Below are 12,516 nucleotides of genomic sequence, written 5' to 3'. Positions count from 1 at the left end.
TTTTTCCCGGAGGTGTGCGTGATTCACTGGGGTTCCTGGCAACTTCCCATAGGAGCCCGACAGCATGAACCTCCATCAGTACGCCGAAACCCACGAAGTCACCAACCAGCCGCCGTCGCTGGATGGCACCAATCTCTACCGCATCGACCTGCCGCTGCAGGAGTGGTCGCAACGGTTCGGCGCCGGCTGGGCGCAGGCGCGCATCGACCGCTACGGTGCGCTGGCCGGCGGGCCGCTGATGGAGGCGGGGTTCCTGGCCAACCAGAACAAACCGGTGTTTGTCAGCCATGACCGCTATGGCCATCGCCAGGACCTGGTGGAATTTCACCCGGCCTACCATGAGCTGATGCGTACCGCGATCGAGCATGGCTTGCCGTCATTGCCCTGGACCGATCCCCGGGACGGCGCCCATGTCGCCCGTGCCGCCATGACCTACCTACACAGCCAGGCCGAAGCCGGTACCGGTTGCCCGCTGACCATGACCTTCGCCTGCGTGCCGGCGCTGAAACTGCAGGCGGATCTCGCCGGACAGTGGCTGCCGAGCATCCTCAGCACCGAATACGATCCGCGCAATATAGGCATCGCTCACAAGCGCGGTGCCACCATTGGCATGGCGATGACCGAGAAACAGGGCGGCACCGACGTCCGCGCCAACACCACCAGGGCCTATCCGGTGGGGGCTGGCGGTCCCGGCCAGGCCTATGAACTGGTGGGCCACAAATGGTTCTGCTCGGCGCCGATGTGTGATGCCTTCCTGACACTGGCCCAGACCGACAAGGGCCTGACCTGCTTCCTGCTGCCCCGGCACCGTCCCGATGACAGTCGCAACCAGTTCTATATCCAACGCCTGAAAAACAAACTGGGCAACTGCTCCAATGCTTCGAGCGAAGTGGAGTTTCGCGGCGCCCTGGCCTGGATGATCGGCGAAGAGGGACGCGGCGTGCCGACCATCATCGAGATGGTGGCGATGACCCGCTTCGATTGCATGGTCGGTTCCAGCGCCTTGATGCGCCAGGCGCTGACCCAGGCCAGCCATCATTGCGCCCACCGCCTGGTGGGCGGGCGGGTGCTCGGCGAACAACCGTTGATGCAGAATGTGCTGGCGGATCTGGCGCTGGAGAGCGAGGCCGCCCTGGCCTTGAGCCTGCGCATGGGCCGGGCGCTGGATCGGCTGGGGGACGAGCATGAAGCCAAGTTCGCCCGGCTGGTCACGGCCGTGGGCAAATACTGGATCTGCAAGCGTGCGCCGGCGATGATCAACGAGGCGGCCGAATGCATGGGCGGTGCCGGTTATGTGGAAGACAGCATCCTGCCGCGGCTGTACCGCGAAGCACCGGTCAACTCGACCTGGGAAGGTTCGGGCAATGTGCAGTGCCTGGATGTGCTGCGGTCGCTGTCGAAAGAACCGGGCGTGCTGGAAGTGCTGTTCAGCGAGTTGGGCGACGGCCACGGCGACAAGCACCTGGCCCGGCATATCGAGCACCTGAAGCTGGCGTTTACCGACACCCATGACATCCAGTACCGCGCCCGCCAGTTGACCGAGGACATTGCCCTGGCCCTGCAGGCCAAGCTGCTGCTGGAAGCGGGCAACTCGGCGGTCAGCGACGGCTTTATCGCCAGTCGTCTGGGCACCGGCGGGCGGGTCTACGGCACTTTGCCACGTGGGGTGAATGTCGAGGCCATCGTCGCTCGTTCGACGCCGCAGGGGTTCTGAGAACGCCACAAGGTTGTGGTAGTGAGCGCAAAGCCACTGTTTCCGTCCGACGATGTTGCAGGCAAGATGAAGGTCTGCAACATCAGAAGACAGGATGCTCTCCGTGACCGAAGCTTTTATTGTCGTGCAATCCCCCGAACAGGCCGTAGACCGCCTGGCCGAACTCCATGAGCGTGCTACCTCGGCCCTGAGCCAGGCGCTCAAGCGTTACCTCAAGGACCGCGTCGAGCCCGATGCCGAAGAGCGCGCCTTGTTTCGCTACCCCGAATTGCGCCTGACCTACACCTACCAGGGCGAAGTTCCGGCGACCACCCGTGCCTACGCCAAGGTCCAGTTGCCGGGCACCTACAGTGTCACCGTCACCCATCCGGCCGCGTTTCGCAAATACCTGCTGGAACAGCTGGTGCCACTGATGCGCGATTTCACCGTTACGGTGGAAGTCGGCGTCAGCGAACAGAACATCCCTTATCCCTACGTCGTCGAGCAGGGCGATGAACTGGCCGGTTCCGGCGTGACCGCCGCGGCCCTGGCGCGGGTCTTCCCGAGCACCGACCTGTCCGCCGCCACCGATGGCATAGCCGATGGCCTGCATGATTGGGAAAACACCTCGCCGTTGCCCCTGGCCCTGTTCGACGCCGCCCGTGTCGATTTCTCCCTGCGCCGCCTGGTGCACTACACCGGCAGCGACTGGCGCCATGTGCAGCCGTGGATCCTGCTGACCAACTACCATCGTTATGTCGACCAGTTCATCCTCCATGGCCTGGAGCAACTGCGCGACGACCCGCGCTTCGTGCGCATGGTCTTGCCGGGCAACGTGATCATCGACAAGGGCATGGACTACACCGATGCCCAGGCCATTGCCGCCGCGGTGGTCTGGCATCGCTACCAGATGCCGGCCTATCACCTGCAGGCCAACGATGGTCATGGCGTGACCCTGGTGAATATCGGCGTCGGCCCGTCCAACGCGAAGAACATCACTGACCACCTGGCGGTGTTGCGCCCCCATTGCTGGCTGATGATCGGCCACTGCGGTGGCCTGCGCCAATCCCAGACCATCGGCGACTATGTGCTGGCCCACGCCTACATGCGGCGTGACGGGATTCTCGACCGGGTGGTACCACCGAATATCCCGATCCCCGCCCTGGCCGAAGTGCAGATGGCCTTGCAACAGGCCGCGGCCAACGTCACCGGGGAGAAGGGCGACGATCTCAAGAAACGCCTGCGCACCGGCACCGTGCTGACCTACGACGACCGCAACTGGGAGCTGCGCTGGGCCCAGGAACGTCCGCTGATCAACCTGTCCCGCGCGGTGGCCGTGGATATGGAAAGCGGCACCATCGCCGCCCAGGGTTATCGCCTGCGCGTGCCTTATGGCACCTTGCTTTGTGTCTCGGACAAGCCGCTGCACAGCGAAATCAAGCTGCCGGGCTCGGCGAACGCGTTCTACGAGCGTGCCGTCAGCCAGCATCTGAAGATCGGCATCGCCGCGGTGGACCTGCTGCGTACCGAACTGCACTCGCTGCATTCGCGCAAGCTGCGCAGCTTTGACGAGCCGCCGTTCCGTTAAGGGCGATTCACCCCGTCGGTGGGGTGAAATCCGCTTGCTGTGGGAGCCGGCTTGCCGGCGATGAGGCCCTGAAGCTTTGCTGCGCTGCGCAGGACGCCATCGCCGGCAAGCCGGCTCCCACGGAACCGCGTCTGGAAAAAAAAGCCGGTACGCCCTAGCATGACGGCTCCTGATCTGCAGATATCTCCGTCGCCATGTCCCGACCACCCCGTCCCGTCGTACGCCGTTCGGCTGCGAAAAGCCCCGTTGCGCCGCGTCGGGTCGCCAAGGCGCCGCCTGTCGAACCCAAGCTGATCCTGTTCAACAAACCCTTCGATGTGCTGACCCAGTTCAGCGACGGTGAGGGGCGCGCGACCCTCAAGGATTTCATCGACGTGGCGGGTGTCTACCCGGCCGGGCGCCTGGACCGCGACAGTGAAGGCCTGCTGCTGCTGACCAATGATGGCCAGCTTCAGGCACGCATCGCCGACCCGAAGCACAAGCTGGCGAAAACCTACTGGGTGCAGGTCGAAGGTGTGCCCACGGCGGAGCAGATCGAGCGCTTGTGCAAGGGCGTCGAGCTGAACGACGGCATGACCCTGCCGGCCCAGGCCCGGGCACTGGAAACGCCGGAACTGTGGCCGCGCAACCCGCCCGTGCGCTTTCGCCAGAGCATTCCCACCAGTTGGCTGGAACTGATCATTCGTGAAGGTCGCAACCGTCAGGTGCGGCGGATGACGGCGGCGGTCGGTTTGCCGACCTTGCGCCTGGTACGGGTGCGTATTGGAGACTGGACCCTCGAAGGACTCGATCAGGGCCAGTGGAAGGAAGTCCCGGCGAGCTTATAGGGAACCGGACTCGATCAGGCCGATCACCACGCTCTTGATCACGAACGCGGCGATACCCAGGCCCAGCACGAAGAACAGGATAAAGGTGCCGAAGCGCCCGGCCTTGGATTTTTTCGCCAGGTCCCAGACGATGAAGCCCATGAAAATGATCAGGATGCTGACCAGGCCGGTCATCATCCACTCTTCGAAAACGGCAGGATCCATCGAATCTCTCCAGCGCGAGCGGGGTAAAAAGCCGGCCGATTATACGCCAGGGGGAACCCGGGGACATTGACCTGCGTCGGTTTGACTCAGGCCCCGTGCTTCAGTTGCGCAGGTGGGTCAATGGCAGTTCGGTGCTGTTGAGCACCTGGTTCAGCACAAAGCTGGAGCGCACGCTGGTCACGCCTTCGATACGGGTCAGGTGCCCCAGCAGCAGCTTCTGGTAGTGGTCCATGTCCGGCACCACGACTTTCAACTGGTAGTCGGCATCCATTCCCGTCACCAGGCTGCACTCCAGGACCTGGGGCAGGGTGCGGATCGCCGCTTCGAAGTTCTCGAAGCGTTCCGGCGTATGCCGGTCCATGCCGATCAGCACATAGGCGGTCAGGCTCAGGCCGAGCATCTTGCGGTCGAGCAGGGCGACCTGGCGCGAGATGTAGCCGTCGTCTTCCAGTTGCTTGACCCGTCGCGAGCATGGCGACGGCGACAGACCGATGCGTTCGGCCAGTTCCTGGTTGGAGATGCGGGCATCGCGCTGCAATTCCGCCAGAATGCTCAGGTCGTATCGGTCGAGTTTGCTCATCATTCAAGCCTTTCTCATAACTATTGCGCTGAATTATCTATCTGAAGCGAATTATTGCGCAAGTCATGTTTATCTGAGCAATGTTCGCAATCCTCTGTCGTCGCGTCAGGCCTATTCTTATCACCAGAATCACTGCAACAGAATCACTGCCCGGACATAGAGTCCACAGCGGCCCGCCGAATCAGGCGCGCCGCGGCCGACAATCCTACAGGGTTGCCCCGGCCCCCGGGCTGCACACGGTCCAGAAGACGGTGTGAGGTGAGCCGGCGTCAAAAGCGCCGAGCACGGACGAAATTCTCCAAAGGGAGGCCGACGGGCCTCCCTTTTTTATTGCGCGAAATAAGTTGCGCGACTGATAAAGTGTTGCAGAACCGGAATCCGCTTTCCCAGTCTTATGGGTATGCCCTGAACCGCAGTGAGGAACCGCATGAAATCGCGCATCTGGCGTTTGGCAGGTGTTGGCTTGCTCTGTATGAGTGTCGGTGCGCAAGCGCTGGCTGAAGACCGGGGTGACGATAATCAGCAACATCCACATCCCAACGGCGGCCAGCGGGGCCCCGAAGGACGGCCTGGCGGTAACGAGGGACGTCCGGCGAACAATCAGCCACGGACGGAAAACAATCAGCCACGTCCACAGGCTCCGCAACCACGGCCGCAAGCGTCGGAAGTTCGCCCGCAGCCACAGGTGCGGCCGGAGGTGAATCAGGTTCGTCCGGAAAACAACCAGCGTTTCGAACGCCACGAGCAAAACCCCGGCGGCCAGTGGCAGGCCCGCCCGCCACAGAACGACCCGAACCAGCAGGCGCGTCCGGCACCGCCACCGCCGCAGAACAACCTGCCGATCCAGGGCCGGCCCGACACCGTGCGCCAGACCCAGGAACCGCTGCGCGGCAACTACTCGGACATTCCCCGGCGCAATGGCTACAACCCCAATCCGGGGTGGCAGCCGGGCAACAACAACGGCCGCCCCGGCGGTAGCTTCGATCATCCCAACGATCATCGCTGGGCCGGGCGTCCGTCCGGTCATGGCAATGGCTGGGGCCCGGGGCCGCAATATCGTCCGGGTTATGTGGTCGACCGCTTCCCCGACCGCAACTGGCGTGTGCCGTACCGTGGCCAGGACTACTTCTTCTCCGGCGGCTACTGGTACCGCCCGCAGGGGCCGCGCTATGTCGTGGTCGCGCCGCCGCGGGGGATCCGGGTCAGCTACCTGCCCGATTACGCGCGGGAAGTCTGGGTCGGCAGTTCACTGTTTTTCCTCGCGGCGGGTGCCTACTACCTCTATCAGGAAGACACCCAGGACTACGTGGTCGTCGATCCACCCACCGCCGCGCCGCAGGTGGCTCCCGCGCCGTCGGGCAATGGTTATGACGTGGTGGCGTATCCGGCCAATGGCCAGAGCCCGCAGCAGGTGCAGCAGGACGGCGAGGACTGTTATCGCTGGGCCGTGCAGCAAAGCGGTTTCGATCCGGCCAATGTCACCTATGCACCGGATCCGGCGGTGGTGCAGACCTACCGCCAGGCCCAGGGCAACTGCCTGAGCAGTCGCGGCTACCAGGTCAATTACTGATCAGTCGCGGCGTTTCACCACTTCCCTGGGGTCGGCGTGCACCAGCACCTCGGCCTTCGGGTAGGCGGCATGGATCGCGTCGGCCGCCTGGTCGCTGAGGCCGTGGGCCACCGACAAGGTCAACTCTCCCGGCAACTCCAGGTGCAACTGCACGAACCAGTGGTTGCCGGAAACCCGCGTGCGCAAGTCATGGGCGCCGAGTACCCCCGGCACGCCCTTGGCGAGTTCGAGCATGTGCTGGCTGATCTGCGGTGACAGCTCTTCATCCATCAGCACGGCAAAGCTTTCACGGCCGATCTGGATAGCGCTCCACAGGATATAGACCGAGATCCCCAGGCCGAACCAGGCGTCGACCTGGGCGAAGCCGAAGCTGGCCAGGACCAGGGCCAGCAGGATGCTGCCGTTGAGCATCATGTCCGAACGGTAGTGCAGCGAGTCGGCGCGCACGGCGGTGGAGCCGGTTTCGCGAATGACCCGGTGCTGCAGCACCAGCAGGGCGGCGGTGAGCGCCAGTGACAGTACGATCACACCGATGCTGATCCACGGCGCGCCCACCGGTTCCGGATGCTTGATCCGCTCCACCGCCTGCACCGCGATCAACACCGCGCTACCGGCAATGAACAGCGCCTGGGCCATGCCCGACAGCGACTCGGCCTTGCCGTGGCCATAACGGTGGTCATCGTCCGCCGGGCGCAGGGCATAGTGCACCGCCAGCAGGTTGAGGAATGACGTCACGCCATCGAGCAGCGAGTCGGTCAATCCGGCGAGCATGCTCACCGAGCCGCTCAACCACCAGGCGATGGCCTTGGTCACGATCAGGATACAGGCGACCGACACCGAGGCCCGGGTGGCCAGGCGTAACAGGCGTGCGTGTTCCGGGCTGCTGCTCATGGGTGAGGCGATCCTTCTTCTCGGGTATCGGGGCGGTCAGGCATCAGGGGTGGTCAGGGCTCAGGCGGACGGCCGCAGGCCATACATGGCCAGCTGTTGCAGGCTGCCCTTGTGCTGGATCAGGCGGGGGTCGTTGAGTGGCAGGGTCTGGCCCAGCTCGGCCTGGATGATGGCCTGCAGCTTGGTGTTGTCGACCTGGCCGTCGGCGCCGATGGCTTCGTGGAGTTTCTGCGGGGCGATCTGCGCGGTGGTGCCGCCAGGCAGGTAGATGGCGCCGGTGGCGAAGTCGATGCCGAAGGCGATCAGGCCGGGCAGTACATAGAACAGGATACCGATGGCGTCGAGCCCGGCCACCAGCGGGTCGATCTTGCCTTCGATCTGGCCGCGGCGATCCGGGAAGAAAATCGAGCCACAGGCGGTCAGCTGGGTCAGCAAGGTGGCGACCAGCACACCACCGATAACGCGTGAAGGAATACGCATGCAAAGATCTCCTGGAGGAAAGCCGAAACTATACAAGGGTCAACGCTTGAGACCCTGATTAATGCCGTGCAGTTCGCCGTTATACTCGGCAGTCAGTTTTGGAGCCACCATGATTTCCTTGCCGATTGATGAAGTTTTGCCTGCATTGCGCCAGGCCCTGGGCGAACGCCACGAAACCGTGCTCGAGGCCCCGCCCGGCGCGGGCAAGACCACCCGGGTGCCGCTGGCCCTGTTGCACGAGCCATGGCTGGCCGGGCAGACCATCCTGATGCTCGAACCGCGTCGCCTGGCGGCCCGCGCGGCGGCCGAGCGGCTGGCCAGCGAGCTGGGGGAAAAGGTCGGTGAAACCGTTGGCTATCGCATCCGCCTGGACAGCAAGGTCGGTCCGAACACGCGGATCGAAGTGGTCACCGAAGGTATTCTCACCCGCCGGCTGCAGGACGATCCAGCGCTGGAGGGCGTCGGGCTGCTGATCTTCGATGAATTTCATGAGCGCAGCCTGGATGCCGACCTGGCGCTGGCCCTGAGCCTCAATGGTCGCGAAATGTTTCGCGATGAGCAGCCGCTGAAGATTCTGCTGATGTCCGCGACCCTGGAAGGCGAACGCCTGGCCAGCCTGCTGGACGAAGCGCCGGTGGTGCGCAGCGAGGGCCGCATGTTCCCGGTGACGACCCGCTGGGGGAGGGCCTTCCAGCCCGGCGAATTCATCGAGCCGCGGGTGGTGCAGACGGTACTCGAAGCGATCGATGATGAGAGTGGCAGCCTGTTGGTGTTCCTCCCCGGGCAGGCGGAGATTCGTCGCGTCTACCAGCAACTGGAAGAGTCCCTGGGTGGGCGCGCGGATATCCTCTTGTGCCCGTTGCATGGCGAGCTGGACCTGTCGGCCCAGCGTGCCGCCATCGAGCCGGCTCCGGCGGGCAAACGCAAGGTGGTACTGGCGACCAATATCGCCGAGACCAGCCTGACCATCGATGGCGTGCGGGTGGTGATCGATGCGGGGCTGGCGCGGGTGCCGCGTTTCGATCCGGGCAGCGGCATGACCCGCCTCGACACCCAGCGGATTTCCCGCGCCAGTGCCACTCAGCGTGCCGGCCGGGCCGGGCGCCTGGAGCCCGGCGTGTGTTATCGGCTGTGGTCCGAGGCCCAGCACGAGCAACTGGCGGCCTACGGCAGCGCCGAGATCCTCCAGGCCGACCTCGCCGGGCTGGCCTTGCAACTGGCGCGCTGGGGCGTGACCCCGACCCAACTGGTCTGGCTGGATATACCGCCGGCCGCCGCTTATGCCCAGGCCCAGGACCTGCTCCAGCGCCTCGGGGCGTTGACGGCCAAGCCGGGCGAAGACTGGACCCTCACCCGCCACGGGCAGGCCATGGCCGAACTGCCGGCCCACCCGCGTATCGCCCACCTGCTGCTGCGCGGGCAGGCGCTGGGCCTGGCGCACATGGCCTGCGATGTCGCCGCGCTGCTGGGCGAACGGGATATCCAGCGCGGTGGCGGCGCCGACTTGCACACCCGTCTGGCCTTGCTGGCCGGCGAGGAGCGGGTGGCGCGTGGCGGCCAGGGCGGCGTGCAGCGCGCCCGGCAGTTGGCGCGACAATACCGTGGTTATCTGCGTGGCAAGGCCAGCGAACCGGTGGCCGATCCCGAGCATCCACGCTGGTTGGGCGCGCTGCTGGCACTGGCCTATCCGGACCGGGTCGCCCAGCAACGCCGGGCGGGTGGCGCCGAATATCGCCTGGCCAACGGCCGCGCGGCGCTGTTCAGCGAAACCGACAGCCTGATGAAACAGCCCTGGCTGGTGATCGCCGACCTGGGCAGTCGCCAGGGCCAGCGCGAAGAGCGGATCTACCTGGCCGCGGAATTCGATCCGGCGCTGTTCGACACGGTGCTGGCCGAACAGGTGAGCGACGTCGATCAACTCGATTGGGACGAGCGCGAGGGCGTATTGCGGGCCGAACGCCAGCGCAAGGTCGGCGAACTGGTCCTCAGTCGCGAACCCCTGACCGGCCTGGATGAGGCGGCGCGCAGCCAGGCGCTGGTCAACCTGGTGCGGCGCAAGGGCCTGGAACTGCTGCCCTGGACGCCGGAACTGCGCCAATGGCAGGCGCGGGTGGCGTTGTTGCGCCAGCTGGACCTGGCGGACAAGGGCCAGAGCGAATGGCCGGATGTCAGCGACAAGGCGTTGCTGGCGACCCTGGAACACTGGCTGCTGCCGTACCTGGGCCGGGTTTCACGGCTCAGTCATTTCGCCAACCTGGAGCTGGCCAATATTGTCCACAACCTGTTGCCCTGGCCGTTGCCCCAGCGTCTCGACGAGCTGGCGCCGCATCATCTGAGCGTGCCGTCGGGGTCGTCGATCCGCCTGGACTACAGCGAACAGCCGCCGATCCTGGCGGTGCGCCTGCAAGAGTTGTTCGGGCTGGCCGAGACGCCGCGGGTGGCCGGCGGCCGCCAGGTGGTGAAGCTGCATCTGTTGTCACCGGCACGGCGCCCGGTGCAGGTGACCCAGGACCTGGCGAACTTCTGGCGCAGCACCTACGCCGAAGTGAAGAAAGACCTCAAGGGCCGTTACCCCAAGCACTACTGGCCGGACGACCCGCTGGTGGCGGAGGCGACGGCGCGGATCAAGCCGCGCAAGTAAGGATCGTGTGGGAGCGGGCTTGCCCGCGAAGGAGGCGGCGCGGTGTTTCAGGGGCGGCGCGTTATCGTTCTTCGCGGGCAAGCCCGCTCCCACAAGGCAGTCCGCACGAACTCCCGCCCACATGGGCCCGCCCTCGCAGCGCCTCGGGGGTGTTTATCGCGCCGGCGGCAGCAGGAAGCGCGCAATCACCGGCAGGTGGTCGGAGATCTTCAGGGTGTCGTCCTGGCGGACCTGCGCCTCGACCCGCCTCATCTTGGCGCTGTAGAAGAAGTAGTCCAGGGTGCGGTCCGGGCCACTGACCCCGGGATCGTTGGGGTAATGGGTCAGCCATTGCTCGCGGTCGATGCCGCTGGCTTCGCTGTTGCTCGGGATCATCGGGTACTTGTCCCACAGGACATGCAGCTCGCTGTCCGCCGAGTAGCCGCCGCGCAGCCTTGGTGGCAGGCGCAGGTACTGGCCCAGGGGTAGCAGGTTGAAATCGCCACCGATCAGCCATGGCGTGCCCTGGCCTTCGAGTTTATCCAGCAGGCGGGTGGTCGCCTGCACCTGGCGCAACTGGGTGTCGTTCTGGGCAAAGGGCGCCAGCTGGGTGTTGATCACCGCCAGTTGCCCGCCATCGCTCAGCGGCAGGTAATTGAGCAGGAGTGCCTGGCGGTGCTGGAACTGGCGCTGGATCAGGTTGGCCGGGGCCAGGGGCAGTTGCAGGCGTTCGGCATGCTCGATCTGGTAGCGGCTCAGGGTCGCCAGCTTGCGCCCGACGCTGCCGAAGATATGCCAGTCGGGCACGAAGTCCGCCTTCCAGTCGAAGGCTTGCGAGCTGCACGGATACAGGTCGGCGACACGCTCCTGGAGCAGCTTGAGCTGGTCCTGGTAGGCGCTGGCCTTGGCGTTCTCATCGACCTCCTGCAGCAGCACGATATCCGGCTGCTCGTCGCGGATGACCCGCGACACTTCGTCAAGGCTGAAGGCCATGTCTTCGCTGGTCGGGCGCTCGTCCTTGCCGCTGCCGTCGGCCATGTCGTACCAGAACACATAGCGCTTGCCCGCCAGGTACTGGATGTTCCAGGTCATCACCTTGAGGGCCTGGCCGGCGACCAGAACGGGCGCCTGGGCGCTACAACTGACCGGCAGCGTTTCCTTGCTGTCGGGGTGCCAGCTCAGGGTGTAGATGAAAAGGCCCAGCAGGCCGGCGACCAGGGCCATGCTCAAGAGCGTGTAACGTAATAGACGGGTCATGGGCTCGGCTTATGACGTTGCAATGGAGGGAGCATAACCGACCGCCTTGTCACCGCCTAACCCTCTATTGTGAGGGATTGTCCCGTTAGCCCCTGTCAGATTTTTCGCTGATCAGCATGTACAGCCGGAAGAGTACGACGCTGGTGAACAGTTGCAGGAAGCTGTGGGCGCTGTCGATGACCAGTGTCAGCAGCGGATTCTGTGGCTCGGGATAGGCACTGGCGCTCAGGCCCTTGAGCAGCCACAGCGGTCCCATGACACAGAGGATGCAGGTGAAGGTCCGCCAGAAATGCCCGCGGCTGAGGTTGAAACTCTCCTTCATCGCCCGTAGCGGTTCCCGGCCGCGCAATACCAGCTGGTATTCGGCAAAGGCCAGCACCACGGTCAGCCAGATGCCGGGAATGAAGTACAACGACAGCCCGAGCACGATGGCCACGGTATTCACCGCCGACAGCAGCGCCATGCGCGGCCACAGGCGCAGGGACATGGCCAGCAGGTCGCGATTGAGCGGGGTTTCGCCGCGGGTCCGGGCATCGAGAAACAGGATCAGCGCCGCGGTGTACAGCGGGTACACCAGCAGTCCGGCCAGCAGGTCGTAGGCGGGCGAGGCATCGGGGCCGATGGCGTTGTCCAGCAGTTGCTGGAGGACGGCCTCGAAGATCACCAGCGGCAGGCAGAGGCGGGCGATCTGGCCCAGGTTGCGCCGGAAGAAATACAGGGAGTCGCGCAATATGGTGAGCGGGTTCATGGGCTCGCTATCGAAGGTCAAAGCAAAGCGACACTTTAACCGATGAGGCGGGCCGACA

General features: G+C 64.8%; 11 protein-coding genes. 5 read left to right on the top strand and 6 right to left on the bottom strand.

Annotated features, from left to right (window positions below):
- Positions 1-64: 64 nt before the first annotated feature.
- The 3 genes from KI243_RS28590 (at position 65) to KI243_RS28580 (ending at position 4,108) form a co-directional block, all read left to right on the top strand.
- Positions 65-1,714 (top strand): acyl-CoA dehydrogenase family protein, encoded by a 1,650-nt coding sequence (locus tag KI243_RS28590; RefSeq protein ID WP_177083964.1) that lies wholly within the window; start codon positions 65-67, stop codon positions 1,712-1,714.
- A gap of 94 nt (positions 1,715-1,808) precedes the next feature.
- Positions 1,809-3,281: an AMP nucleosidase gene (amn, locus tag KI243_RS28585; protein WP_212810157.1), complete on the top strand. Its 1,473-nt coding sequence runs from the start codon at positions 1,809-1,811 to the stop codon at positions 3,279-3,281.
- A 194-nt stretch (positions 3,282-3,475) separates the two neighbouring features.
- Entirely contained in the window at positions 3,476-4,108 is a 633-nt protein-coding gene (locus tag KI243_RS28580; RefSeq protein ID WP_244861786.1) for a pseudouridine synthase, read from the top strand.
- Here the strand turns inward: KI243_RS28580 and KI243_RS28575 are convergent.
- On the bottom strand, positions 4,103-4,312 hold the full coding sequence (locus KI243_RS28575) for a DUF2788 domain-containing protein (protein WP_017123375.1): 210 nt from the start codon (positions 4,310-4,312) through the stop codon (positions 4,103-4,105). The two genes, KI243_RS28580 and KI243_RS28575, sit on opposite strands and share 6 nt — an antisense overlap.
- 100 nt (positions 4,313-4,412) lie before the next feature.
- Positions 4,413-4,892: an Lrp/AsnC family transcriptional regulator gene (locus KI243_RS28570; protein ID WP_042934386.1), complete on the bottom strand. Its 480-nt coding sequence runs from the start codon at positions 4,890-4,892 to the stop codon at positions 4,413-4,415.
- A gap of 427 nt (positions 4,893-5,319) precedes the next feature.
- Between KI243_RS28570 and KI243_RS28565 the strand changes: the two genes are divergently transcribed.
- A complete protein-coding gene (locus tag KI243_RS28565) occupies positions 5,320-6,462 on the top strand; it encodes a DUF6515 family protein (RefSeq protein ID WP_212810156.1) in 1,143 nt (380 codons plus the stop codon).
- Here the strand turns inward: KI243_RS28565 and KI243_RS28560 are convergent, their stop codons facing one another.
- Together KI243_RS28560 and KI243_RS28555 are read right to left on the bottom strand one after the other, a co-directional pair.
- Positions 6,463-7,353, bottom strand: coding sequence for a cation diffusion facilitator family transporter (locus KI243_RS28560; RefSeq protein ID WP_017123379.1), 891 nt, complete (start codon positions 7,351-7,353; stop codon positions 6,463-6,465).
- Positions 7,354-7,413: 60 nt separating this feature from the next.
- A complete protein-coding gene (locus KI243_RS28555) occupies positions 7,414-7,833 on the bottom strand; it encodes a hypothetical protein (RefSeq protein ID WP_017123380.1) in 420 nt (139 codons plus the stop codon).
- Positions 7,834-7,942: 109 nt separating this feature from the next.
- Between KI243_RS28555 and hrpB the strand changes: the two genes are divergently transcribed.
- Entirely contained in the window at positions 7,943-10,474 is a 2,532-nt protein-coding gene (gene hrpB, locus KI243_RS28550) for an ATP-dependent helicase HrpB (RefSeq protein WP_212810155.1), read from the top strand.
- A gap of 153 nt (positions 10,475-10,627) precedes the next feature.
- Here hrpB and KI243_RS28545 read toward each other — a convergent pair whose 3' ends face one another.
- Both KI243_RS28545 and KI243_RS28540 read right to left on the bottom strand, forming a co-directional pair.
- Positions 10,628-11,710 carry an endonuclease/exonuclease/phosphatase family protein gene (locus tag KI243_RS28545; RefSeq protein WP_212810154.1) on the bottom strand — a complete coding sequence of 361 codons (1,083 nt, stop codon included), beginning with the start codon at positions 11,708-11,710 and terminating at the stop codon, positions 10,628-10,630.
- An 85-nt stretch (positions 11,711-11,795) separates the two neighbouring features.
- Positions 11,796-12,458, bottom strand: a complete 663-nt coding sequence (locus KI243_RS28540) for a YciC family protein (protein WP_177083978.1) — start codon at positions 12,456-12,458, stop codon at positions 11,796-11,798.
- Positions 12,459-12,516 lie beyond the last annotated feature (58 nt).

The sequence above is a fragment of the Pseudomonas sp. Ost2 genome (genome assembly GCF_018326065.1).
In the GTDB taxonomy this organism is placed as follows: domain Bacteria; phylum Pseudomonadota; class Gammaproteobacteria; order Pseudomonadales; family Pseudomonadaceae; genus Aquipseudomonas; species Aquipseudomonas gingeri.
Note: the sequence above shows the minus strand (reverse complement) of the source record. Positions and strands in the feature narration are given on the sequence as shown.

Bases quoted from the DNA above. Each gene is read 5' to 3' on its own strand.
- KI243_RS28590 (WP_177083964.1), top strand. From the start codon at position 65: ATGAACCTCCATCAGTACGCCGAAACCCACGAAGTCACCAACCAGCCG.
- amn (WP_212810157.1), top strand. From the start codon at position 1,809: ATGCTCTCCGTGACCGAAGCTTTTATTGTCGTGCAATCCCCCGAACAG.
- KI243_RS28580 (WP_244861786.1), top strand. From the start codon at position 3,476: ATGTCCCGACCACCCCGTCCCGTCGTACGCCGTTCGGCTGCGAAAAGC.
- KI243_RS28575 (WP_017123375.1), bottom strand. From the start codon at position 4,312: ATGGATCCTGCCGTTTTCGAAGAGTGGATGATGACCGGCCTGGTCAGC.
- KI243_RS28570 (WP_042934386.1), bottom strand. From the start codon at position 4,892: ATGAGCAAACTCGACCGATACGACCTGAGCATTCTGGCGGAATTGCAG.
- KI243_RS28565 (WP_212810156.1), top strand. From the start codon at position 5,320: ATGAAATCGCGCATCTGGCGTTTGGCAGGTGTTGGCTTGCTCTGTATG.
- KI243_RS28560 (WP_017123379.1), bottom strand. From the start codon at position 7,353: ATGAGCAGCAGCCCGGAACACGCACGCCTGTTACGCCTGGCCACCCGG.
- KI243_RS28555 (WP_017123380.1), bottom strand. From the start codon at position 7,833: ATGCGTATTCCTTCACGCGTTATCGGTGGTGTGCTGGTCGCCACCTTG.
- hrpB (WP_212810155.1), top strand. From the start codon at position 7,943: ATGATTTCCTTGCCGATTGATGAAGTTTTGCCTGCATTGCGCCAGGCC.
- KI243_RS28545 (WP_212810154.1), bottom strand. From the start codon at position 11,710: ATGACCCGTCTATTACGTTACACGCTCTTGAGCATGGCCCTGGTCGCC.
- KI243_RS28540 (WP_177083978.1), bottom strand. From the start codon at position 12,458: ATGAACCCGCTCACCATATTGCGCGACTCCCTGTATTTCTTCCGGCGC.